General features: G+C 66.8%; 20 protein-coding genes. 8 read left to right on the forward strand and 12 right to left on the reverse strand.

Features of this window, described 5'->3' with window-relative positions; translation table 11 throughout:
- Nucleotides 1–58 precede the first annotated feature (58 nt).
- Entirely contained in the window at nt 59–655 is a 597-nt protein-coding gene (locus AAYO93_RS03520) for a pentapeptide repeat-containing protein (RefSeq protein ID WP_345763634.1), read from the forward strand.
- Between the two features lie 87 nt (nt 656–742).
- Here AAYO93_RS03520 and AAYO93_RS03525 read toward each other — a convergent pair whose 3' ends face one another.
- Nucleotides 743–1,414 carry an ABC transporter ATP-binding protein gene (locus tag AAYO93_RS03525; RefSeq protein WP_345763635.1) on the reverse strand — a complete coding sequence of 224 codons (672 nt, stop codon included), beginning with the start codon at nt 1,412–1,414 and terminating at the stop codon, nt 743–745.
- A gap of 34 nt (nt 1,415–1,448) precedes the next feature.
- A complete protein-coding gene (locus AAYO93_RS03530) occupies nt 1,449–3,020 on the reverse strand; it encodes an ABC transporter permease (protein WP_345763636.1) in 1,572 nt (523 codons plus the stop codon).
- Between the two features lie 206 nt (nt 3,021–3,226).
- Here AAYO93_RS03530 and AAYO93_RS03535 point away from each other — a divergent pair, with 206 nt between their 5' ends.
- Nucleotides 3,227–3,988: a response regulator transcription factor gene (locus AAYO93_RS03535; protein ID WP_345763637.1), complete on the forward strand. Its 762-nt coding sequence runs from the start codon at nt 3,227–3,229 to the stop codon at nt 3,986–3,988.
- Nucleotides 3,985–5,637, forward strand: a complete 1,653-nt coding sequence (locus tag AAYO93_RS03540; protein ID WP_345763638.1) for a sensor histidine kinase — start codon at nt 3,985–3,987, stop codon at nt 5,635–5,637. Before AAYO93_RS03535 ends, AAYO93_RS03540 begins: the two co-directional genes overlap by 4 nt.
- Nucleotides 5,638–5,717: 80 nt before the next feature.
- Here the strand turns inward: AAYO93_RS03540 and AAYO93_RS03545 are convergent, their stop codons facing one another.
- The 8 genes from AAYO93_RS03545 to AAYO93_RS03580 all read right to left on the reverse strand — a co-directional run bounded on the left by AAYO93_RS03545 (nt 5,718) and on the right by AAYO93_RS03580 (nt 16,098).
- Nucleotides 5,718–6,890 carry an SGNH/GDSL hydrolase family protein gene (locus AAYO93_RS03545; protein ID WP_345763639.1) on the reverse strand — a complete coding sequence of 391 codons (1,173 nt, stop codon included), beginning with the start codon at nt 6,888–6,890 and terminating at the stop codon, nt 5,718–5,720.
- The gene (locus tag AAYO93_RS03550; RefSeq protein ID WP_345763640.1) at nt 6,887–9,028 is read right to left on the reverse strand and encodes a hypothetical protein; all 2,142 of its coding nucleotides are present in this window, start codon (nt 9,026–9,028) and stop codon (nt 6,887–6,889) included. The genes AAYO93_RS03545 and AAYO93_RS03550 overlap by 4 nt, the downstream gene beginning before the upstream one ends.
- A gap of 22 nt (nt 9,029–9,050) precedes the next feature.
- Nucleotides 9,051–9,866, reverse strand: a complete 816-nt coding sequence (locus tag AAYO93_RS03555) for a carbohydrate ABC transporter permease (protein WP_345763641.1) — start codon at nt 9,864–9,866, stop codon at nt 9,051–9,053.
- Between the two features lie 9 nt (nt 9,867–9,875).
- Nucleotides 9,876–10,751, reverse strand: coding sequence for a carbohydrate ABC transporter permease (locus tag AAYO93_RS03560; protein ID WP_345763642.1), 876 nt, complete (start codon nt 10,749–10,751; stop codon nt 9,876–9,878).
- A gap of 3 nt (nt 10,752–10,754) precedes the next feature.
- The gene (locus AAYO93_RS03565) at nt 10,755–12,014 is read right to left on the reverse strand and encodes an ABC transporter substrate-binding protein (protein WP_345763643.1); all 1,260 of its coding nucleotides are present in this window, start codon (nt 12,012–12,014) and stop codon (nt 10,755–10,757) included.
- Nucleotides 12,015–12,201: 187 nt separating this feature from the next.
- Nucleotides 12,202–13,998 carry a class I mannose-6-phosphate isomerase gene (locus AAYO93_RS03570; protein ID WP_345763644.1) on the reverse strand — a complete coding sequence of 599 codons (1,797 nt, stop codon included), beginning with the start codon at nt 13,996–13,998 and terminating at the stop codon, nt 12,202–12,204.
- Entirely contained in the window at nt 13,995–14,954 is a 960-nt protein-coding gene (locus AAYO93_RS03575) for an ROK family protein (RefSeq protein WP_345763645.1), read from the reverse strand. Before AAYO93_RS03575 ends, AAYO93_RS03570 begins: the two co-directional genes overlap by 4 nt.
- 100 nt (nt 14,955–15,054) lie before the next feature.
- Entirely contained in the window at nt 15,055–16,098 is a 1,044-nt protein-coding gene (locus tag AAYO93_RS03580) for a LacI family DNA-binding transcriptional regulator (RefSeq protein ID WP_345763646.1), read from the reverse strand.
- Nucleotides 16,099–16,250: 152 nt separating this feature from the next.
- Between AAYO93_RS03580 and AAYO93_RS03585 the strand changes: the two genes are divergently transcribed.
- The 3 genes from AAYO93_RS03585 to rplL all read left to right on the forward strand — a co-directional run bounded on the left by AAYO93_RS03585 (nt 16,251) and on the right by rplL (nt 18,719).
- Nucleotides 16,251–17,441: a DUF4185 domain-containing protein gene (locus tag AAYO93_RS03585; protein ID WP_345763647.1), complete on the forward strand. Its 1,191-nt coding sequence runs from the start codon at nt 16,251–16,253 to the stop codon at nt 17,439–17,441.
- Nucleotides 17,442–17,754: 313 nt separating this feature from the next.
- Nucleotides 17,755–18,270: a 50S ribosomal protein L10 gene (gene rplJ / locus AAYO93_RS03590; RefSeq protein WP_345763648.1), complete on the forward strand. Its 516-nt coding sequence runs from the start codon at nt 17,755–17,757 to the stop codon at nt 18,268–18,270.
- Between the two features lie 62 nt (nt 18,271–18,332).
- Nucleotides 18,333–18,719 (forward strand): 50S ribosomal protein L7/L12, encoded by a 387-nt coding sequence (gene rplL, locus AAYO93_RS03595; RefSeq protein WP_345763649.1) that lies wholly within the window; start codon nt 18,333–18,335, stop codon nt 18,717–18,719.
- 525 nt (nt 18,720–19,244) lie between these two features.
- On the opposite strand, the gene AAYO93_RS03600 is transcribed toward rplL, so the two are convergent.
- Both AAYO93_RS03600 and AAYO93_RS03605 read right to left on the reverse strand, forming a co-directional pair.
- On the reverse strand, nt 19,245–20,279 hold the full coding sequence (locus AAYO93_RS03600; RefSeq protein WP_345763650.1) for a fibronectin type III domain-containing protein: 1,035 nt from the start codon (nt 20,277–20,279) through the stop codon (nt 19,245–19,247).
- Between the two features lie 21 nt (nt 20,280–20,300).
- On the reverse strand, nt 20,301–22,250 hold the full coding sequence (locus tag AAYO93_RS03605; RefSeq protein WP_345763651.1) for a S8/S53 family peptidase: 1,950 nt from the start codon (nt 22,248–22,250) through the stop codon (nt 20,301–20,303).
- A 226-nt stretch (nt 22,251–22,476) separates the two neighbouring features.
- Between AAYO93_RS03605 and AAYO93_RS03610 the strand changes: the two genes are divergently transcribed.
- Entirely contained in the window at nt 22,477–22,992 is a 516-nt protein-coding gene (locus AAYO93_RS03610) for a MarR family winged helix-turn-helix transcriptional regulator (protein WP_345763652.1), read from the forward strand.
- 4 nt (nt 22,993–22,996) lie between these two features.
- Nucleotides 22,997–24,232 (forward strand): MFS transporter, encoded by a 1,236-nt coding sequence (locus AAYO93_RS03615; RefSeq protein ID WP_345763653.1) that lies wholly within the window; start codon nt 22,997–22,999, stop codon nt 24,230–24,232.
- Nucleotides 24,233–24,252 lie beyond the last annotated feature (20 nt).

Genomic DNA, 24,252 nt, shown 5'->3' on the forward strand with positions numbered 1-24,252 from the left:
TTATGCGGGCCCGATAACGCGAACAACCCTGTGCTCGCGAACGTGATTGGATGGGCGGATGGACGCCCTCAGCGATACGACGATCAGGGGCGCGGACTGGTACGGACGCGACCTCGATCGCGACGAATACACGAAGGTCGCGTTCTTCGACGTCGACATGACCGAGCTGACCAGCACAGCGGCAGTATTCACTGACTGCTCCTTCACGAACGTGCGGTTCAACGTGTCGAAGCACACCGAGAGCGCGTTCATCAACTGCACCTTCAACCGCTGCAACTTCTTCGACGCGTCGTTCGCCCGCTGCAAGTTCACCGGCAGCGTGTTCGAGGGCTGCGCGTTCGACCTGATGGATGTCGCAGGCGGCAATTGGTCGTTCGTCGGGATGTCCGGCGCGAAACTCAGCGGGACGACGTTCCACGGCGTGAGACTGCGCGAGGCCGACCTCAATCGCGCGCGTTGCGACGGCGCGACCTTCGGCGGCTGCGACCTGTCGGGAGCGTGGATGTCCGGGGTCGACTTCACCGGAGCAGACCTGCGCGGAAGTGACCTCAGCGCCCTCGACCCGCTCACCGCTCAGCTGAAGGGCGCGATCGTCGACCCAGCGCAGGCGGCCGTCCTCGTCGAGGCGCTCGGCCTCACTGTTCGGGCGGACTAGCGAACAACCGGCCTGACGAAAGTCGCCAGAAGTGGTGTTCCGTGCGCGAACAGAACACTTCTGGCGACTTTCGTCGAACAGAGCGGCTCAGGCGACGTCCTTCACCTGGCCGTGCTTGATGTGCAGTCGCCGCTGGGCGCGCTTCGCGATCGCCGAGTCGTGCGTGACGACGATGAGGGTGAGCCCGCGGTCCCGCCACAGCCCTTCGAGCAGGTCCATGATCTCGTCGCGGGTCTCCTCATCGAGGTTGCCGGTCGGCTCGTCCGCAAGCAGCACATCCGGGTTCTTCACCAGCGCCCGCGCGATCGCGACACGCTGCTGCTGACCGCCTGACAGCTCGAACGGCAGGTGGGTGCCGCGGTCGCCGAGACCGACCGACGCGAGCGCCTCCGCAGCGCGCCGCTTGCGCTCGGCGCCGCTCACCTTGAGCGGGGCTAATGCCGTCTCGACGTTCTCCTGAGCGGTGAGTGTCGGAATGAGGTTGAAGCCCTGGAACACGAAGCCGATCTCGGTCGCACGGATCTTCGTGAGCTTGCCGTCGCCGAGCTTCGACAGGCTCGACTTCTCGAGCTCGACCGAACCCGATGTCGGCCGGTCGAGAGCGCCGAGCATCTGCAGCAGAGTCGACTTGCCGCCGCCTGTCGGCCCCTGGATGACCACCATCTGGCCGTCCGGGATCTCGAGGGTCACGTTGTTGAGCGCAGTGACGTTGCGGCGGGACTGGGTGTAGGTCTTGGTGACGTTGGTGAGGGTGTACACGAATGCTCCTGACTGGCGTTCGACGGGTGGGCGATCAGTTGACCGAGCGGAGGGCCGCTGCGGGGCGCAGGCGCGAGGCGCGCCATCCGCCGAATGCGCCGGCGAGCAGGCCGCCGAGGACGGCGAGTCCGACGGCGATGACGATCACCCAGACGGTCACCGGAGCGTGGAGTGCGATGTCGGTGGTGGATGCGGCTGCCTGGCGTGCCGCGGCCCCCACACCGCCTGCGCCGAAGCCTCCGCCTCCGCCGAAGCCGCCGCCGGTGCCCGCACCGCCGGTTCCTCCCGTGCCTGTGACGGCGCGGCCGACTCGCCCGGCGGCATCAGCGAAGCCGTTACTGATGCCGCCGGTGAGGGTGGGTGCCATCGCGTTGACGACGGCGATTCCGATCAGGCCGATCACGATGCCGACCACACCGCCGATGAGCCCCTGTACGACCGATTCACCGGTGACCTGGCCGACGACGCGGCGGTTGCTCCAGCCGATCGCCTTCAGCGTTCCGAATTCCCGGGTGCGCCGGGTGACGCCGGAGATCGTGAAGAGGATAGCGATGAGGAAGGCCGCGGCGAGCACGATGATGGACAGCCAGGTGCCGAGGTTGGAGACGAGCTGGCCCGCGGTCCCGAGGGACCCGGAGACGCTGGATGCGAGATCGGCCTGCGTGCTCACGGTCGCCGTGGGCAGCGCCTTGGTGAGGTCGGTCTTGATCTGGTCGATGTCGCTCGCGGACGCAGCCTTCACGTAGACCGAGCTGATCTTGCCGGTCTCGGTGGAGAGCTTCTGTGCGACGTCGAGCGGGATGTACGCGTTCGACGCCGTGGTCGAGTCTGCGCCGGTCGCGGAGACGATTCCGATGACCGTGAAGTTGGTGCCGCCGATGGTGACCGTGTCACCGCTGACCTTGGACGCCGTCTTGGCGTAGGTCGAGTCGAGCACGACGACGTCCTTGCCGATGTCGGCCTTGGTGAAGGTCCGGCCGCTGGTGAGGGTGACCGACGACAGCGGTCCGACGGCGTCGCCAGACGGGTCGAGGCCGAGCACCGAGAACGAGTCGACGGAGAACGAGCTGCCGCCTGCGCCATCCGCTCCACCGGTCGGAGCAGGGGTCGAACCCGCGCCGCCCGCCTGCCCCTGCTGCCGCTGTTCGCGCAGCTGCTGGAAGTTGGGGAGGACCCCGTCGAACGTTGTGTTCGTGAGCGAGAGCACGCCCGCCGCGGCGGCGACGTTGTGCACGCCCTGGGTCGTGGAGACCGCGGTCGCGTCCATCGTGGTCGCGCCACGCGCCGAGGCGAGCCGCGACGTGTGGATCGTGCGGTTGGAGTCGCCGCTGTCCTGCGTACCCGCTCCGGCCCCGAAGTCGAACCGGGGACCGCCTCCACCGGCCTGCGTCGTCGTTGCGGCCTGGGCGGTGGCGGGTTCCGTGATCGTGATGTCGGTGCCGACGCCGTAGACGGACTGAAGGACTGTCGCTTGCGCGTCCTTCACGCCGGCCGAGACCGCATTGACGATGATCACGAGCGCGATCGCGAGAGCCATACCGACAGCGATGATGATCGTCTGCTTACGGCGGTTCACGAGTTCGCGTCGCAGGTAGGTGCCGAACATTGTTCTCCTCGACGGCAGGCACGTTCGGATGCCGCCCATGGCGGACTACGGCCTGATGATGCGACGCTAGGGATGCGCCTTTTGGCCCCCCTATGGCGAGGCTGTGGTTTGGCTGTGCGCTGTGGGCGCAACCTGAGGCTTCTCGCTCACAGGTTGCGCAAAGCTTTCCCATAGGCCAGTTCGAGGAGCCTCATGATAATGGGAGTGTGACGATCAACTCCCGCGCCAACACGAGCGCCTCCACCCAGCCGCGAACCGTCCTGCGTCGTGCCGACGGCAGTTCCATCCGTGTGCTCGTCGTCGATGACGAGTCCACGCTGACCGACCTGCTGTCGATGGCCCTCCACTATGAGGACTGGGAGGTCAAGACAGCCGCGACCGGACAGCAGGCGCTGGCGATCGCACGCGAGTTCCGCCCCGACGTGGTCGTGCTCGACATCATGCTCCCCGACATCGACGGGCTGCAGGTGCTGTCCCGGATGCGCGCAGACGGCAACGAAGCGCCCGTCCTGTTCCTGACGGCGAAGGATTCGCTCGACGACCGGATCGCGGGGCTCACCGCGGGGGGCGACGACTATGTCACCAAGCCGTTCAGCCTCGAAGAGCTCGTCGCGCGCCTGCGCGGTCTGCTCCGCCGTTCCCGCAGCGCTGTCGCCGATGCGAGCGACCCCGTGCTGGTCGTCGGCGACCTCGTTCTCGACGAGGACAGCTATGAGGTGCACCGCGACGGTTCCCCCATCGCGCTGACCGCGACGGAGTTCGAGCTCCTTCGCTTCCTCATGCGCAACCCGCGCCGCGTGCTCAGCAAGACCCAGATCCTCGACCGGGTCTGGAGCTACGACTTCGGCGGTTCGTCGAGTGTCGTCGAACTGTACATCTCCTATCTCCGCAAGAAGATCGACTCCGGCCGCGCCCCGATGATCCACACCGTCCGCGGCGCCGGCTACATGGTCAAGGCTGCGACGTGACCCAGACCGCTCCGGCGGCGGGCGTGCCCGGCACTCCGCAGCGGCGACGCAGGTGGGGGTGGGTGCCGCGCATCCGCCCGTTCCGCTCCTGGACACTGCGAAGCAGGGTCGTCCTGGTCGTCGTAGCGATGCTCGCTGTTCTCGGCGCAGCCATCGGGGCGGTCAGCGTGTTCGCCCTGCAGAGCTATCTGCTCAACCGGCTCGATACCCAGCTCACGAGTGCCGTCGAGCGCGGCCAGCGCGCCGCCGACCTGGTCTACGGATCGTCGCCCACCGGCCCCGACGTGACCCGCATCGTCAACACGCCGGGCCAGCCGGTCGGAACGTTCGGTGTCGTGCGCAGCGGCAACATGCTCATCTACCCGGTCATCCTGGGCAAGCGTCCGAGCGGTTCCGCGCCCGACGGTCCCGTCTCACCGCAGATCGTGCCGGTGCCGACGTCGGAGCTGCTCTCCCTTCCCGCCGACGGCAGGCCGCGCACGGTCAACCTGGGTTCCGAACTCGGAGACTACCGGGTCGCCGCATCCGAACTCGTCAATGGCGACAGCGTCATCATCGGGCTTCCGCTCGACGAGGTGAATGCGACCGTGACCCAGCTCACCCTCGTGATCGCCCTCGTGACGCTCGCAGGCCTCATCTTCGCGTTCCTGATCGCCAGTTTCGTCGTCCGCCTGGCCATGCGCCCGCTCGCCCGCGTGGCAGGCACAGCCCAGGAGGTCGCCGAACTGCCGCTCGATCACGGCGAAGTCGCTCTCTCGGTCCGCGTGCCGGAGAAGGACACCGACCCCCACACCGAGGTCGGCACTGTCGGCGCCGCGCTGAACCGGATGCTCGGCCACATCGGATCCGCGCTGACGGCCCGGCAGGCGAGCGAGAAGAAGGTGCGGCAGTTCGTCGCGGATGCGAGCCACGAGCTCCGGACGCCGCTCGCCTCCATCCGCGGCTATGCCGAGCTCACTCGCCGCAGCCCGCATGAGCTTCCCGAGGATGTCACCCATTCGATCGGACGCATCGAGTCGGAGGCGACGCGGATGACGTCGCTCGTCGAGGACCTGCTGCTGCTGGCGCGTCTCGACGAGGGCCGCGATCTCGAGCGCGAGCCGGTCGACCTGTCGATCCTTCTGGTGGATGCGATCAGCGACGCGCACGCGGCCGGCCCCGATCACCGGTGGAGTCTCGACCTGCCGGACACACCCGTCGAGGTGATCGGTGATGAGGAGCGCCTGCACCAGGTGCTCATGAACCTGCTCGCCAATGCGCGCGTGCACACCCCGGACGGCACGCAGGTGACGGTACGCCTCGGTGTCGACGAAGCGGCTGACCGTGCACGGATCTCGGTGACAGATGACGGACCCGGCATCCCGGAGGAGTTCCAGTCGACGCTGTTCGAGCGTTTCTCTCGCGCCGACAGCTCACGCGCCCGGACGACCGGCAGCACCGGCCTCGGTCTGGCGATCGTGCAGGCCGTCGTCGAAGCGCACGGCGGCGACGTCAGTGTTGTGAGTGTGCCGGGCGAGACGACCTTCAGCGTCTCGCTGCCGCTGGAGCACGGGGTCGCCGGGGCCGAGGTCGCCGCTGCCGACCAGATCGCCGCTGCCGTCCAGGTCGCTCCCGCCGACCAGGTCGCTCCTGTGGAGCCGCTCCGCTGACTGCTGCGTCTCGTCACATCTGCGGTGCGGCGATCGGGGTGCAGGCGTGACGAACAGGCGCAGTCACTGGCCGATGAAGCTCAGCGGGCGGAGAAGGCTCCGCCGGGGCCGAAGACCCGCTCGGCGAAACGGGTCGCCATCAGGGCCTGCACATCGTCGCCGGGGTGCAGGTTGTCGGGCAGCGGCAGAAGCTCTGCGTCGTCCGGTCCGTACAGTTCCAGGCCGTCGAGGTAGCGGATGGCCGGGTCGAGTTGCGCACGCTCCCGCACGATCCGCTCGAGTTCGGCTCGAACGACCCCGAGGCTGAGCTTGCCGGCGTTCACGTCGTCGACGGTCCCCGCGGTGATCGTCCACGGTTCGGTGCGCGCCGGATCCTGGATGGTCGGTCCGGCTGCTACTTCGACCGGACCGCAGAAGATGGGCGACACGACGAGCAGGGGAGTGGTCGGATGACCGTCCCGGATGGTGTCGAGGAACCCGTGGACCGCCGTGCGGAAGATGCGCAGCCGCATCAGGTCGCCGTTCACGATGTTGATGCCGATCTTGACGCTGATCAGGTCGGCAGGCGTATCGCGCATGGTCCGCGCGGTCAGCGGGTCGAGCACGGCGTTGCCGGAGTACGCGACGCTGGTCAGCTCGGCGCCGGTGGCGCGGGCCGTCGCGACCGGCCAGGTCGCACCGATTCCGCTCGCGATGTAGCCGTGGCTGATCGAGCTTCCGTGGTGCAGCCAGGTCCTGCCAGATGCCGCGACCGGGGCCTCGACCGGTGCGTCCGTGCGCAGTCCGAGCAGCTCCACCTGGTCCGTGTACGGCAGCCAGAGTTCGACGTTCTTCGGCCGGGCATCCAGCGCGTCGAACACCAGTGTGTCGGGTTCGCCGTCCACCAGGTAGGCGTTCGGCCGCTCGAACGTGAACACGAACCGGTTCCCGGCGGTGGATGCGCGGCTCTGCACCACGACGCCGTCGACGACGAGTTCGTAGGTCGCGGCCGGCATCGGCGCGGTCTCGCTCTCGATCATCTTCGTCGCAAGAACGGTCAGCTCGATGTGGGTCGCCGCCGAGCGGAACGCCAGCCGGATACCGGCGCTCTGCGACACGGACGCGCGCATGAAGTCGTCGGGGATCTGGCGCCGGGCCGCTTCGCCCAGACGGCGCGGCAGTACACCGCGCGGCGTCCGGTCGACAGCGATCGCCCCGCGGATCTCGACGGGCCCGCCGGCGAGAGGGATCTCGAGGAGCGGGGCGACCGTCATTCGGCGATCACGCTGCCGTCGGCGTGGATGCGGTAGCTGGCGTCCCCGACCCGCACACCGGAGAGGGTCGCGTCCGGGTCGAGGGAGGCGACGCAGCCGTCGTCTGCTGTGATCGTGCCGTCGACGGCGACGCGCATCCCGAAGACGGATTCGAGCACCATCGCGACCCAGGCGCCGGACGACGAGCAGGCCCAGTCGTTGATGTACGGGAGCTGGGGCGGAGCCTTGCGCGCACCGGCGCCGATGGGTGGCATCGCCTCTTCGACGAAGTGCGCCTGACCCGCCGGACCCTGGTTCGTCGAGAGCGCGAGGCCTTGGAGCCAGCCGAGGGCCACATCCTGTGCACCGAGCGCGATCAGCGAGCGTGCCGCATCCGCCGGCCACGCCGGGTATGCGCCGTTCCACTGGTGGTCGGGGCGCACGCTGAAGCTGGCGTCCGGGTCCCAGGGGGACAGGGCGCGCATCCAGTTCGGCGTTTGCAGATCGTGCTGGAAGAACTGCACCATCTCGTCGCGCACCTGCGGGTCGAGGTCGTCTGCGATCGTCGTGCCGACGACGTTGAAGTCGTAGCAGTGCCGCACCGGGATGCGCGTTCCGTCGGGCTGGCCCGCGGCGAAATGCCCGGTTCCGTCGAGGTAGAGGCCGGTGACGTGGGGGAGCAGCTCGTCCGCCCCGGCGCGGAGGCGGGCGGCCTCGTCGGTGTTCCCGAGCAGCTCCTGGTGGGCTGCGGCCGTGCGCATGCTCCAGACGTTCGCTGCGTTGAGACTCGCGACCTCGTGGGTGTACGAGCTCACGCACTCGAGCAGGTTGTCGATCTCGCCGTAGTCGGCCAGGTGCCCGGCGCTGCGGAGCCCCTTCCAGGCCTCCGACCATCCCACGGTGTGGTCGGCGACGGTCTCGCTGTCACGACCGGCGACGCCGATGCGCTCGCCGAGGAATTCGGTGTCGCCGGTGAAACGGACGTAGTCGTTGACCATCCGGGTCATCGCGTAGTCGTTGACCGAATACCACCGGCCGACGGGGCCGCCGGTGAGGGAGGAGGTGCCGAAGTGGGTGTGGATGTCGCTGGCGATCCAGTGGCTCAGCTGGCGCTTCATGACCTGCGGGTCGAGCATCGCATGGACCACGGAGCTGAGGCTGTAGTCCCAGATGAACGTCGTCGTGGACCAGTAGTTCGGCATCAGCGTGTCGTAGCTGCGGCCCAGCACGTTGCCCGCGAATTCGCGGCGGAACCAGATGACGCCGAGCGCACCCCACCAGTAGATGCGACGGAGCGCATCCGACGACGTCTCGAGTGTCGGAAGGTGCCCGGAGTATTCGCTGTTGCCTGGCGTGAAGATCGCTTCGAGCTGGCCGTTCCAGAAGGATTCGGCGGATGCTACGGCGGCGGGCACGTCGGCTGTGACGCGGTCGAAGACGGCCACAGCCTCCTCGCGGGTCGACGCGACCGACTGCACGAAGCCGACGCGCTCGGACCCGCTCGGCTCCACGACGAGTTCGACGGAGAGCTCGCCACCGCGGCCGAGCCCGCCGATGCCGACCTCGAAATCGTCGACCGGTGTGGGGGGCACCGCACTCCGGCGGGCGACGCCGGCGCGGTCGAGTCCCTGGACGCTGAAAGCCGACCCCTCGTCGTCCGAGAAGACGAGCCGGGTGCCCGCCTCGTCGACGACCACCGAGTTGCGGATGCTCGGGGACTCCGCATCCGACCACGAGCCTTCCGCACGGGTCACGCGGGCGTTCGCGGCCAGCGTCAGCGTGACGGTACGGCGCACATCCCCGGTGTTCGTGACCCGGATGTCCACAGCGACCGCCGTCTCGCCCGGCACGCAGACGGTGGTCGTCTCGATCGCGAGCCCGGGGAGTTCCGCCGAACGGACGACGCGGTCAGGGCGCCAGGCGTGCGCGATCGGAACGCCGTACGACTCGAAGACGCGGCCGTCGACGAACAGGACGCCCGTTGCGGCCAGGCCCTGGGAGACCGGCGGGAAAGTGACCGCGTGGAACGCGGTGAGGTCGTGCCCCACCTGCACCGTGCCCAGGAAGTTGGTCAGACCGGACGGGGCGACCAGATCGTCGTAGTGGTGGGTGATGACATCGGCAGCGAGGTCGTCGACGGACGGAATGGTCCGGGGCATGAGGAACTCCAGTGAGTGTGGGTTAGTACTGGCCGAGCGCGAGGCCGCGCGAGAAGAACTTCTGGGTGAAGAGGAACAGCACGACCGTCGGAAGCGAGACGAGGATGCCCGCCGCGAGCACCGTCGACAGCTGCGCGCCGCCGTAGGTGCTCTGCATTCCGGCGAGGGTCGTCACGATCGGCCGCACGCTGTCCGACTGGCTCAGGGTCAGACCGAGCAGCAGGTCGTTCCAGATGAACGTGGCCTGGAGGATGAAGATGGCGATGAGTGCGCTCGACGCCATCGGCAGGTACATCCGGAAGAAGATGCGCACGGTGGATGCGCCGTCCACCACCGAAGCCTCGAAGACGTTGTGCGCGATCCCCGTGAAGAAGTTGCGCATGACGAACGCGGAGAACGGGATGGAGATCGCTGTGTAGACGATGATCATGCCCAGCTGCGTGTCGAACAGGCCGACCCGCGAGTAGCCGTCGAACAGCGGCAGGAGCACCATCTGCAGCGGGAACACCGTTCCGCCGAAGATGAAGACGAACCACCAGAACCCGTGTTTGAGGTTCAGCGCGACGATCGCGAACCCGACCGCTGCGCCGACCACGACCGCGATGAGCGGCGAGACGATGCTGTAGATCAGGGTGCTGACGACGCTGTCGCCGAGGTTGCTGAGCTGCCAGGCCTGCACCATGTTGTCGAACAGGGCCGTACCGTTGGGGATCCACGACTGCTTCGAGTCGTAGTTCGTCGGCGACTTGCTCGCGTTGATGACGAGCAGGTAGACGGGCAGGAGCCAGATGATGCCGAAGAAGACGAGCGCTGTCGTCCGTGCGATGCGTGATGCCATCATCCGCTCCTAGAACTGGTTCTTCCGCGACAACTGCTGGCGCAGATACAGCACGGAGGCAAGGAGCGTGACGACGGTGAGGAACACCGCGATCGCCGACCCGAGGCCGTACTGGCTGTTGACGAAGGTGTCGTTGTACATGGTGAGGGCGAGCGTCTCGGAGACGCGCCCCGGTCCGCCCTTGGTCATTCCGAGGACGATGTCGAAGGTCTTGAGGCTGGCGACGATCGAGAGTCCGATCACCACTGTGGTGAGCGGGCGGAGCATCGGCCAGAGCATGCTGGAGAACATCCGGAACCCGCGCGCGCCGTCGACACGGGCGGCTTCCAGCGGCTCCTTGGGGATGGACTGGAGGCCGATCGTGAAGAGCAGGGCGTTCACGCCGACACCCTGCCACGCCGCCGCGACGATCATCACGATCGTGTTGAGCGGGGCGTCGAGGAGCCAGCGCGGGGTGTCCATGATCCCGAAGAAGTTGAGGGCCTGGTCGAGCGCGCCTCCGTCCTGGAGCACGAACGACCAGATGAGGCCGACGCCGATTCCGGAGATCGCGTAGGGGATGAGGAACGGAAGCCTGAGCCAGACGCCGCCCTTCATGTTGTAGGTCGCAAGCGCGAGGAGCAGACCGAGCCCGACGGGGACGATGAGCGTTCCGACGACCCAGAGGAGGGTGTTGAACAGAGATCCGACGAAGTCGGGATCGTGGAACATGGTGGCGTAGTTCGCCAGCCCTACCCATTTCGGGTCGCCGAGGCCGTTGTAGTCGGTGAAGCTGAGGAACAGGGTCCACAGCAGCGGGAGGTAGAGGAGGACGGCCACCAGGAGGGCGCCCGGGGCGACGAAGCCCCGGGCGGCCCAGCGGTATTGCTCTTTACGTGCGGTCACGTTCTATTTCTGGGTTGCCCAGTATGTGTCAGCCGCGGCCTGGATCTTGGTCAGGTACGGCATCGGGTCACCGGGGTTGGCGGAGAAGGCGCCGAACTCTTCGAGCGCGACGTTCAGGATGGGGGTGGGCGCCGCTTCGAAGTAGCGCGTGACGAGCTGGTACTTGTCACCGGCGATCTCGGTGCCGAGTGTCTTCAGCCCGGCGTCCTTGACGGTGGCCTTCGGGTTGAACGGTACGTCGCCACGTGCGTTGCCCCACGCGGACTGCGCGCCGGCCGTCATCCACCACTTCGAGTAGGCGAGGCCGAGGTCCTTCTGCTTGGAGCTGTTCGCGACACAGAGCGGGCCGGTCTCGACGGGTACCGGGGTCTTGCCCAGGCTCGAGTCGACAGCAGGAATGATGAAGTAGTCGTAGTCCGAGCCGGCCTTCATGCCGACACCGTCGAGCGATGCCCCGAAGAACGTGCCGAAGTTGATCATCGCCGCGTCACCCTGCTTCAGCATCTGCGCGGGGTCGGTCTTGCTTCCAGCGTCGCTGAACCAGCCCTTCTTCTCCTGGTCCTTCCAGGTGTTCATGATCTTCACGATGCGCGGGTCGGTGTACTTGACCGAGCCGTCGCCGAGGCCCTTGTAGAGCGACGGGTCCGTGCCGGCCACCAGGGTCTCGAACCACGGGAAGGTGAAGAGCTGGCTGGTCTGGTAGAACGGCGTGACACCGTTGGACTTGAGCTTCGCGGCGTCGGCCATCAGCTCGTCCCAGCTGGTCGGCTTGTCGATGCCGTACTTGTCGAAGATCTTCTTGTTGTAGTACATGACCCAGTAGGCGATGTTCATCGGGACGCAGTACTGCTTGCCGTTGAACGTGTAGTACTTCTCGAGGTCCTTGCTGACGTTGCCCGAGGCGACGGCCTGCGACCAGATGTCGGAGGTGTCGGCGACGAGCTTCTGGTCGACGAGCTGCTTGAGCGAGTCGCCGGTCGACCAGGTGAACAGGCCGGGGCTCTGCTGGGTGCGGAACGACTGCTTGACGAACGCCTGGTACTGGTTCTCGTCCGAGTAGCCCGTGGTGTTCAGGCTGATCTTCTCGTCCTTCTGCGACGTCGCGTTGAGCGACTGGAACTGCGGCTTCCAGGCTGCCTTGTCCGTGTAGAACTTCAGCGTTCCGGTCGTAGCGTTGCTCGCTCCGCCGCCGGCGCAGCCGGCGAGGAGGAGGCTGGCCGCGAGGAGAGGAGCGACCATCCCGATCATGCGTTTCTTATTCAAAGTTGAACTCCCTTGTTCGTGTGCAGAGTGTTGTTTTTCCCGGCACAACGGTGGTGCGCCCCGGTTTTTGGCCTCGGCCATAGTACGTTGTTTTCCCGACACTATTGGTATCGTTACCAACGCCACAGGCAAAGTTAGCAGGAATGCATTCGACCTGCAAGGCGGGGCGGTGCTGCTGTGTGTTTTCTCAGTTGTCTCGTTCGCGGGTGCCGCGGACGTATGCCTTCACCGTCGCGAAGCGTTCGCTCTGCGACTCCGCCGTGCGGCGGATGATGTACGGCCCGACTGCGGCCGGCACGATGAAGGTCTCTGCGTAGTGGATGCGATAGGGGGCGAAAGCCCCCGTCGGGCTCGCGATCTCCACTTCGTCGCCCTCCACGAGGTTGAGCACGTTGACCGTGCCCTCGGTGTCGTGGTGGACGTCGTCTGTGAACCAGTGGCGCCGGACCTCGATGAACTCGAGTTCGTGCAGGCCGGTGCGCTCCTCGCGCACGCCCTCGCGCTCGGCGACGACCTCGACCTGGCCGAGCAGGTTGCTCTCGACCCAGGCGGTGTCCCGGTCCCACTGGATGTTCCTGGCGCCGTGGTCGACGTGGATCGGGCGCGGGATGCCGTCGATCCCCACTCGCCCCCAGTCCCACAGCTTGAAGGTGAAGATGAACGGCGTCGCCGAGATCTCGAGCACCATCGAGTTGGCGCCGGAGGCGTGCACGGTGCCGGCCGGGATGGCGAAGTGGTCGTGTTTGCGGGCCGGGATGCGGTTGACGTACTTCTCCGCATCGAACGGATGCTCCCCATCCGTCGCCGCCTGGAGGTCCGCGATCATCGCGGCCGGGTCGATGCCCATCTTCAGGCCGAGGTAGACGACCGCATCCTCGTCCGCGTCGAGCAGGTAATAGGACTCGTCCTGCGTGTAATGCATGCCGAACGTGTTCTGGATGTAGTCGGTCAGCGGATGCACCTGGAGCGACAGATTGCCGCCGCCCATCGTGTCGAGGAAGTCGAACCGGATGGGGAACTCGGCCCCGAAGCGCGCGAACGTCTTCTCGCCGAGCAGCTCGCGTGGCCGGCTGAGCACGAGGTCCATCGCGGGGATCTCCACGACACGGCCGTCGGCCTCGAGCAGCAGCGAGTTCTCCTCCGGCACGCAGTCGAAGCACCAGGCGTAGTTCTTGGCCGTGCGGTCGAGGTCGAGGCGGTCCTTCATCCACTGGCCACCCCAGACCCCCGGGTCGAAGAACGGCACGACGCGCAGCGGCGCCGCCGACGCATTCGCCAGGGCGGTGCGGAACGCCTCGCCCGTGATGAGCCCGGCGTCGCGGATGCTCGTGTTCGTGTCGAGCAGGAAGTCGATCCGGTCGAAGAGGTCGCGCTTGTGACGGTCGGCGACGCGCCATTCGACGAAGAAGCCGCGCTTGTATTTGCGGAGATTGTCGTCGTCCGCGTTGTCGGTGCGCCAGTTCGTCGCCCCACGCCGCTGGCGCAGCTGGATCTCCCAGCGGGCCAGGTCGGCGAGCACCAGCACGTCCGGCGTCACCGGCGTCAGGGCCGCTCCCCAGCCGATGAGGATGACCGGGCGAGCGGTGTCGGCGACGGCCGCAGCGAGGGAGGCGAGCTTCCCGGCGTCATAGAACTCGTCGAGCGTGAAGTGGCCCATGACGCCGAACACGCGGTCGTCGGTCAGGTTGCGGCCGATGAGTGCGTCGATCTCCTCGATCGGCCTGGCGGCGGCCTCCTCCACGTCGATCACGGCGTAGTCGGGCAGGCTCGAACCCAGTTCGGCGATCAGGGCCGGAAGGTCGACTCCGGGATACGTGTCGATCGCGATGACCGGGCGGCGGTCTGCGGCAGCGGCGCGGGCGGCCGCGTCGAGCTGGCTCCAGGCCTCGGCGCCGGACCGGATGACACTGCCCGGCGGCAGCGCGACCGACGGCTGTTTGTCGTAGGTCGTGTGCGAGTGCGTGTGGTGATCGGCGAGCGTCACGAAGCGTCCTTTCGGTGGGTGGCGGCGCGTTCGCCGGCGTGCCCTGCGAGTGCCGAGAGGCCGAGCAGGACCGAGAATTCGGGGGCGGAGGGAGTTGCGAAGGCGGGGCGGTGCGATGACGACCAGAGGTGCGCATCCACGTACTCCTCCAGCGACGGGAGGATGACGTCGGCGGAGCGCATGACGCCGCCGGAGACGACGACGATGTCGGGGTCGTAGGCGTGGCAGAGGGTGACGATCGCGGCGCCCCAGGCGCGCAGGTACCGGTCGAAGAGGGGACGCACCTCGGGTGTGTCGCGGGTCTCGACCAGATCCCGGAGGCCGATGGGGCCCCGTGCGGCGCGTTCGCCGAGGGGGGATGCGGCCAGGTGCGGATCGGAGGCGACGTCGCGCTGGAGGGCCCAGGTGCTCGCAACCGCCTCCGCGCATCCCACATTGCCGCAGTTGCAGAGCGGGCCGTCGAGGTCGACCGTCACGTGTCCGCCGAGGATCCCGGCGTGGTCGTGGACGCCGCGCAGGAGTTGTCCGTCGATGAGCGCGGCGGTGCCGATGCCCGTGCCGAGCGTGACGAGCACGGCGTCGCGTGCTCCTGCGGCCACGCCGTAGGTGGCTTCGCCGACCAGGGCCGCGCGCGCGTCGTTCTCGACGACCGCCGGCACTCCGAAGGCCTGCAGAGCCCACTCGCGCAGGTCGCGGCCGTGGGCGTAGTCGTACTTGTCGTGTGCGGCGACGAGGGTGCCGCCCTCGCGGTCGACGACGCCGGGGAGCGCGATACCGACGGCGCTGAAGTCGCTGCGGCCGGCGGAAAGGGTCAGCTCGTCGAGCGCCTCGCGCACCCGGTCGAGGTCGGCATCGGTGCCCGCGTTCGGGCGCGTGGTCGTCGCGAGGATGCGCGGCCCGTCGAGGATGCCGAGCTTGATCTCGGTCCCGCCGAAATCGATGCACAGTGTCGGCATGATTTCTCCTTTCGAACGGCGGACGAGATGCTCGGTGTGGTGCTTGGTATCGTTACCATAGCGCACCATCGAGCACTAATCCAATCGGACTTCGCGCGAGTCAGGCGCGGACGACCCGCACATGGGTGGGCATCTCGATCTCGCGGGCGGGACCGAGCTCCTTGTCGCCGACCAGTCGTGAGAAGAGCAGGCGGGCCGTCTCCCGACCGAGCTCGCGGGCATCGTGGTCCACCACCGTCACGGGGACCGGCATCATCTCCGCCAGCTCGAAGTCGTCGAAGCTGACGATCGCCGGTAGGGCGGCGGACTGCTTCTTAGAACGGGAATTGAGGCGTGCCCCGATCTCCTTGAGCGCGCCGATCGTGTTGCGGTTGTTCGCGCTGAACACGGCGGTCGGAGGGTCGGCGAGGTCGAGGAGCTCACGCATCGCGATCGAGGCCGTCTCGACATCCTGCTGGCCCCGGCGGACGAGCTCGGGGTCCACCTCGACACCGGCCTCCTCGAGCGCGCGGACGTAGCCGTCGTACCGGCGTTGCCCGGTGAAGACGCTGGTCACGTTTCCGAGGTAGGCGATCCTGCGATGACCGGCATCCAGCAGGGTCTTCGTGCCGCGATACGCGCCGCCGACGTCGTCGAGCACCACCGCATCCGCCGAGACGCCGTTCACGCTCCGGGAAGCGAGCACGAGGGGAGTGCCGCGGAGGCTCGCCGGCTGCAGGTGTGCGGCGTAGTCGCCCGATGGGACGACGATGAGTCCTTCGACCTGGCGACCGATGAAGTCGGCGATCAGCTGTCGTTCGCGGCCCGTGTCCTCACCCGTGTTGCCGAGGACGATCCGCCGGCCGTACTGGGCTGCGACCTCCTCGACGCCGAGGGCGAAGTTGCCGTAGTAGGGGTTGCCGAGGTTGGTGATCGCGACTCCGACCAGCCCGCTCGCCTGCCCGGGGCGGATGCTCCGGGCGTTCTCGTTGCGGTAGTAGCCGAGTTCGTTGACGGCCTCGAGCACGCGGTCCTGCACTTCGGGACGCACGTTCTTGCCGCCTGCGAGAGTGCGGGAGACGGTCATCGGGCTGACCCCGGCGAGCTTTGCGACCTCTTTGACCGTCGGCTGCCGCATCGGGCCGGCCTGAGCGGCTGAATCCATGGTCGCTCCTCGGGCTGAGTTTCGTCGCTGGTGATCGACATCAACCTACTACCCGGCCCCTCGATCTGCGCGGATTGCTGTACTCGGGGCCGTGACGATGGTATCGTCGGCGTTTTGGTAACGATACCAGAAATGATATGAATGGAGAATCCATGAGGTTACAGAGTCGTACCCGCCTGGGTGGCGTGGTCGCCGCCGCGCTCGGGGTCGCTCTCGTCGGCGCGGCGGTGCCCTCCGCTGCCCTCGCCGGCGACTGCGCTGTCAGCCACGCGCCGACCGCCGTCACGGCGAGCGCAGCTCCGGCCGAGACGATCACCACCACGGCATCGGTCGACGCTCCGCTGACCCAGCTCTTCGGTCACTACGGTGACACGGCCGGGCGCTGGACCGGAGCGGATTCTGCCTACAGCGTCGCCCTCCCCGGCGGCAAGACGGCCTGGCTCTACTCGGACACCTTCCTCGGTGCCGTGAACGCCGACCACTCGCGGCCCCAGGACGCGCCGTTCATCCACAATTCGATCATCGTCGCCGACCACGGCAAGCTCTCGACCTACACCGGTGGCACGGCCGCTGCGCCTGCATCCCTCGTGGCCGTCCCCGGCGGCGACGAGAACCAGAAGTGGTTCTGGTTCGGCGACGGCACAGTCGAAGGATCGCACCTGCGCGTGACCCTCCTCGAATTCGCCAAGACCGGTACCGGGCAGTGGGACTTCGCATTCGACCACACGGCCGTCGCATCCTTCTCGCTGCCGAGCATGCGTCTCGAGGGCATCACGGACCGGCCCGCCGGCACGGTGGAATGGGGATCCGCGATCTACGAGGATCACGGCTACACCTACATCTACGGCGTGGAAGACCTGGGTGCGACGAAGTACCTCCACCTCGCGCGCGTGAAGGCCGGAAAGCTGACGACCGGCGCCTGGCAGTTCCTCGGCGATGCGGGCTGGAGCGGTGACGAAGCCGCGTCGAAGCGGATCATGGACGGGGTCGCGAACGAGTTCAGCGTGAGCCGGTTCGAGGGCAAGTACACGCTGGTGACGAGTGATGCCACCGAGCCACTGAGCACGAAGATCGTCATGTACCGCAGCGATTCGCTGGAGGGTCCATTCACGAACAAGACGGTGCTCTACACCACGCCCGAGACCTCGGGCAATGTGTTCACCTACAACGCGAAAGCGCACCCCGAACTCGGCTCAGACGGCCGGCTGCTGATCACCTACAACGTGAACAGTTTCGACACGGCCGACGTCTACAAGAATGTGGACAACTACCGCCCGAGATACGTCGATGTGAAAGTGGACATCGCGCGATCGGGCTACCACTGCGCGCCGAGCGGTCACTGAAGCGCTGAGTCGCTGACCTGACGATGTTCACGGGGCGCGCGGATTTGCATCCGAGTCCGCGCGTCCCGTAACCTGTACGAAGCCAAAGACCGCCGGTTATCGGCGTGCGAGCAATCGCACCCGATCGAAGGCTCACCCAGGTGAGGGCCCGCGCAGGTGTATGAAGATGATTTCGCTACCGTGTTTCGACACAGGCAGTGTTTCCAGCTCCGTGCCTCTGCGCCGGAGCTTTTTTCTTTGTGAGCACGAGCATCCGGTGTTCGAGGCGCACACCGCCTCCGCGGTGTGCGACGTAAACATTTAGGAGTAGGCCATGGCGAACAAGGAAGCCGCGGTTGCCGAGCTCACGGAACTTTTCGAGAGCTCGACCGCCGTTCTGCTGACCGAGTACCGCGGGCTCACCGTTGCTCAGCTCAAGACGCTGCGCACATCCATCAGTGAGCACGCAACGTACGCCGTGGTGAAGAACACGCTGACCAAGATCGCGGCCAACAACGCAGGCATCTCGTCGTTCGACGAGGAGCTCGTTGGTCCGTCCGCTATCGCTTTCGTGACCGGTGACCCCGTCGCCGTCGCGAAATCCCTGCGCGACTTCGCCAAGGCAAACCCTCTCCTCGTGGTCAAGGGCGGTTACTTCGACGGTAACCCGCTGACCGCAGAAGAGGTAGGCAAGCTCGCCGACCTCGAGTCCCGTGAGGTACTGCTGGCCAAGCTGGCCGGCGCCTTCAAGGCCTCGCTGTTCGGAGCCGCATATCTGTTCAACGCACCGCTGTCGAAGGCCGTTCGCACGGTCGACGCGCTGCGTGAGAAGCAGGAGTCCGCGAGCTAGTCATCCGTTTCTACGGATGCGTGCAACCGCGGTGAGTAACTAAGAAAACTAAGGAGAAAATCATGGCAAAGCTGTCGACTGACGAACTGCTCGACGCGTTCAAGGAGCTCACGCTCATTGAGCTGAGCGAGTTCGTGAAGAAGTTTGAAGAGACCTTCGAGGTCACCGCCGCTGCTCCGGTTGCTGTCGCAGCCGCCGGCGCCGGCGCCGCAGCCCCCGTTGAAGAGGTCGAGGAGAAGGATTCCTTCGACGTCGTCCTCGAGGCTGCAGGTGAGAAGAAGATCCAGGTCATCAAGGAGGTGCGCGCACTCACCAGCCTCGGCCTGGGTGAGGCGAAGGCACTCGTTGACGGCGCTCCGAGCAACGTGCTCGAGGGCGTCAACAAGGAGACCGCAGAGAAGGCAAAGGCTCAGCTCGAAGAAGCTGGCGCCACCGTCAACCTCAAGTAGTCTGCGCCCCGGCATCGGGGCACTTTCCACTGGCTGACCGGCGCTCGTCTCGAGCCGCCAGACGCTTGCAACGCGGATTCTCCTCACCGAGCATCCCGCGTTTCGAGGGCGTCGCCCCCGCAACGGGGCGGCGCCTTCGTGCGTTTAACGAGCATCCGCCCGTTCGACGCGCGAGGTCGCGGATGCCCGGCACCCACGCACGCGTCTTCAGCGTGCGTTCGCCCAGCAATCGCTACCGGAAAGTACCACGATGAATACCACGAGTAGGTGGCGATCTTTCGCCACGCATGTGCGGCAGGTCTTCCATGCCGCGTTGTCCCGGGGTTCGGGTGTCGCGCACGCCGCGCACCCGCCGGATCTGTACCGCAGTACGCCCCAGCATGGGCCGATCCTGCGGTAGACCCGAACCCTTCGGTTCGCCAGCGATGGCGCTGCCGAACGCACTCGTGCCCCCGACCGCTGTTGCGGGAGGGGGCACGAGTCGTGGGGGCCGCGTTCCACGATCTATCGCGGCCGCCGATCCGGTCAGGCCCGGCGGTGCCTGAGCTGATACGCGAGACTGCCGAGGAGTGCGATCAGGCCTGCGACGACCAGTCCGACGCTCACCACCTGGAGGCCTCCGTCCGCCTGGCCAGTGTTCGCCAGCGCCTTCGCCTGGAACTGCGCGGCATCGGTCACGGCGCGCTCATCGCGGGCGACGGCCGCATTCGCGACCATGTTGCTGGTGTGGTCCGAAGCCGGCACATCGATGGGAGTGTCGACGCCCGACGAAGCGGCGCTGGCGTTCGCCGTGGCCTCGGCGGCCGCGCTGACACCGGCACCCGCCGAGCCTTCGATCGCTGCATTGGCAATCGCGTTTTCCGAACCTTCCGCGGACGCCGACCCGCTCGAAGAGGCCGTTGCATTCGCGGCCGCTTCTGCGCCGGCGTTGCTGGACGAGTTCATCGTCGCCGCTGCCTCAGCGCCGCCCCAATCGAAGCCGGGCACGTAGACACCCGGAGTGACGAACTTCAACATCGGGGTCCCGGTGAAACTGCCGTCGGAGCAGCTGTACATGACGCCAACCGCGTAGTGAGTGCCGGGCTTGATGTTTTCGCCGATCGCCTCGGTGAACGGGAAATCGCCTACGGTCCGCACGTATTGGCCGAGTCCATCCAGGTAGTAGTCGACGTACTCCGGGTGGTTGTCGGGGAGCGTCCACCGGAGCTTGAACCCTGTTTCGGTCAGATCGTAGACCTCGAAATTTTCGAGGAGCGCGGCGCATTCCTTCTCTGTGGGCTCTGCGCCCTCAGTGGCCGCCGAGTCCTGAGCGCCGACGGGACTCTCGTTCGCGGTGCTCGCGCCGTCGTCGACAGCGGCGGCGGCTGCGGCGGCATCGGAACCATTGCCGGCGGTCGACGCTGCCGCATTTCCGCTCGCAGATGCGTCGACAAGACCGTCGACCGACGTGGCGCTGTTCGGGGCGGCCTGTGCGGACAGCGCGCCGGCGCTCGTCACGCCACCGATGCTGAGCGCGATCAGGCCTGCGGTGAGCAGGACACGGCTGTAGGGTCTGGACATTCGAATTGCCTTTCGTTGTGGTTATCTCGTGGAAGCTGCGAAGAACTCGACGCCCGTGACGTACGGGGAGGACATCCTGAAGTCGCTGGTGTCGATGACGCGACCGGCCGCGTCGAGTCGGAATCCGACAGTGTTGCCGTTCGGAACCCGGTATCCGATCACAGGTTTGCCGTCAGTGAAGCCGTCGAGCACGAAGACCTGGTCCTTCGAACTCCAGTAGGACATCGAGGTCAGTTCCTGGCCGGCCGAAGCGAACGGGCTGACAGGCGATCCGGTGCCCCACCACGCCCAGGGGCGACCCGTGCCGGGATGCCGCAAAACCAGGTCGGGCCGTCCGTCGCTGTTCAGGTCAGCGACCCCGACGAGGCGCATGCCTGCGGCGTCCTTCGCGCCCATCAGAGTGCCGGCCTCGCCGAGTGTCGTGCCTTGCTCCGTCTTCGCCCGGATGATGATCGATCCATCTGTGGTCTGGGCCAGGATCGCGGCAATGGTGCCGGGGATGCCGCGTGCATAAGCGAGGGCGACCACGTCGGTCGCCGCGTCTTCGGCGATCACCGTCGGGCCATCGAGCGTGTTCGTCCGGTCGTCGAACTGGCTGTAGAAGATGTCCCGTCCCCGAACGCCGATCAGGCCGTTGGTGCCCATCATGCCGAAATCGTGAACGGCGACAGTTTTGCTGCGGTCTCTCCAACCGGGTGAGAGGTACCGCCCGGCCGAAAGGTCGATCACGCCGCTCTTCGTGGGATACATCGCGACGGTGTTCTTGTCGGCGGCGAGTATCAGCCATTCGGGATGCGCGTCGCCGTCCCAGTCGTGAGCAGGGCGCGCTCCGCGGTCGTTGAGCGCATCGCCAAGCCGGATGCGCGGCGCGACGGTGGCGTGATTGCCCGCGCGAGTATCGGCCACCAGTACTCCGGTACGGCGAAGCCGCCCCAGCAGCTGATCGACGGATGCGTCGGGATATCGAGACCGGAGGACTGCGAACGCTCCCGCGACCTGTGGTGCAGCGAACGAGGTTCCGTGCAGCGGTCCCGTCGTCGGGAGGCCGTTCGGGGTCATCCAGCCACCCCAGATGGCATCAGGGTTGTCGAGCGCGCCGCCCGCTCCGACAGGGGCGAGGAGGTCGACCCGGGCCGATGCATTCGAGTAGTCGGTCAGCGCGCTCTTATCCGTGACACTGGTCGCGCCCACTGCGATGGTCTCGTCTGCGCATGCCCACGACCCGATCGCATCCGTGGCGCCGTCATTGCCGGCGGCGACGACCACAGCGATGCCGGCCGCACGCAGTTGTGCAGCGGGCTCGGCAAACCCCTTGCCTTCTGCCGTCGGACACTCCTCGCCGTCGTGAACCAGTGTGTTCGACGCAGAGATGTTGACAGCGGCGACGTGGTACTTCTTCGCCAGCACGGTGAGTGTGTAGTCCAGTGCTGCGACCACGCCCTCATAGGCCCAACCGTTGCGGTTCCCGACTTTCAACAGGGCCAGTTGCGCCTTCTGCGCTACGCCGGCGGCTGTGACCGCCACCTGGCCGTTGCTCACTGTGCGCGGGGTCCCTGCTGCGATCGATGCGGTCACCGTGCCGTGAGTCTCATGGCAGGTCTGACCGGGACCGGCCACGCACTCCCTGCTGTACTGCGACGTGCCGGGACCGATCGTTCGCACATAAGGAATGCCGGGTGTCGTCTTTGCTGACGACCCGCAGAGATGTCGGTCCCGGGGGTCGACTCCCACGACCTCCCCGAGACCGAAGCACGCTTCTTCGACCACCCGGCCGGCGAGCATCGGATGAGACGTGTCGAACGCTCCATCGATGACGACGATCATCTGCCCGGCCCCGGAGTATGTCTTTCCGTCGTTGCCGAGAAATGTCCCGTCATCGCCGCCGCCGAGGTTCGCGTTCACGGAGGCGACGGCCGCCCAGCCCGCCGCGGCTGCGGTGGTGGCCCCGCTCAGCACGATGAACGCGGTCACCAGAACGCCGGCCGTGAGGCCGAGCCGTCGTCTCTGCCCCGCACCGCGAGATGACGGTGCAATGCGTGGTCGTGTAGCCGGCTGATGCATATAAGACATCTAAGCACAGGGTACATACGCATGAAAACGCTTGCAATTGAATCCGGGCATAATGATCGATGCGAACGTGTTATATAGCTTGGCTCTTGAATTAGATAGTTGAGCTATATATAATGAGAAGGTACCCATGGACACTGCACTGAACATCCCAGCCACACAGAAGGCCACACTCACCATGACGACCGACGCGGAACTCCAGAGAATCCTCGTCGACCTCGTCGTCACCAGTCATCGCCTCGCCCGTCTCGCCGCGCGCGTCACGGGCAGCACGGAGTCGCCGGCCATCTGGCGCACGCTGAGCGTGCTCACCTCGAGTGGCCCCCTGCGTCTCGGCGAACTCGCCTCGCACAGCCGCGTCTCCCAGCCGACGATGACCAAGATCGTCCGCAACCTGGTCGAGACCGAATGGGTCAAGCGCATTGCCGACAGCGACGATGCGCGGGCCTGGCAGATCGCCATCACTGCGAAGGGCGCGGGGGCGCTCGAGGACTGGCGCGACCAGATGTCGAAGGCTCTCCTGCCGATGTTCGCCGACCTCTCCGACGACGAGGTCGATTCACTGCGGCACGCTGTCGAGATCATCGGCTCACGCGTCGAACTGACGGATGCCGCTTCCGCCGCACTACGAGGGAACACGAACTAAACACATGACACACGACAAACCCGCAAGCATCCTCTCCCAGCCCACCGCCGTCTGGGCCGTGGCGTTCGCCTCCGTGATCGCATTCATGGGCATCGGCCTCGTCGACCCGATCCTGCCCGCGATCGCGCACAGCCTCCAGGCCAGCCCGACGCAGACGGAGATGCTGTTCACCAGCTATCTCCTCATCACCGGCGTGGCCATGTTCTTCACGAGCTGGCTGTCCAGCCGCATCGGCGCCAAGCGCACCCTCCTGATCGGACTCGCGCTGATCGTCGTCTTCGCGCTCGCTGCCGGCCTCTCCCAGAACGTCGAATCGATCATCGGATTCCGCGCCGGCTGGGGACTCGGCAACGCGCTCTTCATCTCGACAGCGCTCGCGACGATCGTCGGCGCAGCGTCCGGCGGAACCTCGTCGGCGATCATCCTCTACGAGGCGGCCCTCGGCCTCGGCATCGCGATCGGGCCACTGCTCGGCGGCCTCCTCGGCAGCTGGAGCTGGCGCGGACCCTTCTTCGGCACCGCGACGCTCATGGCGATCGGCTTCATCGCGATCGCGACCCTGCTGCGCAAGGACCCGGAGGGCAAGCTCACTCCGACGCCGGTCTCCGCACCGTTCCGGGCGCTCGCGATCCCGTCGCTCGGCTTCCTCGCCGCGGCCGCCCTCTTCTACAACATCGGCTTCTTCGTGCTGCTCGCCTACACGCCGTTCGCCCTCGTGCCGCTCGGCGTCTCGAGCGCGATCAGCCTGGGCTTCATCTTCTTCGGCTGGGGTGTCTCGCTCGCGGTCACCTCCGTGTGGGTCGCTCCGCTGCTCACCCGATGGCTGCCCCGCACCCGCGTGCTGTGGATCATCATGCCGCTCCTCGCCGTCGACCTGGCCGCCGCGGGCCTCGCCATCCACTCGGTGGTCGGGCTGATCGTCTGCGTCATCGTCGGCGGCCTGCTGCTGGGCATCCTGAACACGGTGCTCACCGAGTCCGTCATGGAGGCGACGGATCTGCCCCGTGCCGTCGCATCCAGTGCCTATTCCGGCGTGCGGTTCCTCGGCGGAGCGATCGCGCCACCCGCTGCGACGATCCTGGCCGCGACCTTCACCGCCGCGACTCCGTTCTACGCTGCGGCCATCTCGGTCCTCGTGGCGACCGCTCTCATCATGATCGGTCACCGCTACCTCAAGCGCGTCGACGGCGTCGACGAGTCGCTCCTCGAAGAGGCCGAGGCGCTCACCGCCGCGAACTGAGGCACGAACAACCGAGCACA

It is taken from the genome of Diaminobutyricibacter sp. McL0608, from assembly GCF_039613825.1.
Lineage (GTDB): Bacteria > Actinomycetota > Actinomycetes > Actinomycetales > Microbacteriaceae > Diaminobutyricibacter.

Excerpts from the sequence above, each read along its gene's own strand:
- AAYO93_RS03520 (WP_345763634.1), top strand. The coding sequence starts at position 59 with ATGGACGCCCTCAGCGATACGACGATCAGGGGCGCGGACTGGTACGGA.
- AAYO93_RS03530 (WP_345763636.1), bottom strand. The coding sequence starts at position 3,020 with ATGTTCGGCACCTACCTGCGACGCGAACTCGTGAACCGCCGTAAGCAG.
- AAYO93_RS03545 (WP_345763639.1), bottom strand. The coding sequence starts at position 6,890 with ATGACGGTCGCCCCGCTCCTCGAGATCCCTCTCGCCGGCGGGCCCGTC.
- AAYO93_RS03550 (WP_345763640.1), bottom strand. The coding sequence starts at position 9,028 with ATGCCCCGGACCATTCCGTCCGTCGACGACCTCGCTGCCGATGTCATC.
- AAYO93_RS03555 (WP_345763641.1), bottom strand. The coding sequence starts at position 9,866 with ATGGCATCACGCATCGCACGGACGACAGCGCTCGTCTTCTTCGGCATC.
- AAYO93_RS03575 (WP_345763645.1), bottom strand. The coding sequence starts at position 14,954 with ATGCCGACACTGTGCATCGATTTCGGCGGGACCGAGATCAAGCTCGGC.
- AAYO93_RS03580 (WP_345763646.1), bottom strand. The coding sequence starts at position 16,098 with ATGGATTCAGCCGCTCAGGCCGGCCCGATGCGGCAGCCGACGGTCAAA.
- AAYO93_RS03585 (WP_345763647.1), top strand. The coding sequence starts at position 16,251 with ATGAGGTTACAGAGTCGTACCCGCCTGGGTGGCGTGGTCGCCGCCGCG.
- rplJ (WP_345763648.1), top strand. The coding sequence starts at position 17,755 with ATGGCGAACAAGGAAGCCGCGGTTGCCGAGCTCACGGAACTTTTCGAG.
- rplL (WP_345763649.1), top strand. The coding sequence starts at position 18,333 with ATGGCAAAGCTGTCGACTGACGAACTGCTCGACGCGTTCAAGGAGCTC.
- AAYO93_RS03600 (WP_345763650.1), bottom strand. The coding sequence starts at position 20,279 with ATGTCCAGACCCTACAGCCGTGTCCTGCTCACCGCAGGCCTGATCGCG.
- AAYO93_RS03610 (WP_345763652.1), top strand. The coding sequence starts at position 22,477 with ATGGACACTGCACTGAACATCCCAGCCACACAGAAGGCCACACTCACC.
- AAYO93_RS03615 (WP_345763653.1), top strand. The coding sequence starts at position 22,997 with ATGACACACGACAAACCCGCAAGCATCCTCTCCCAGCCCACCGCCGTC.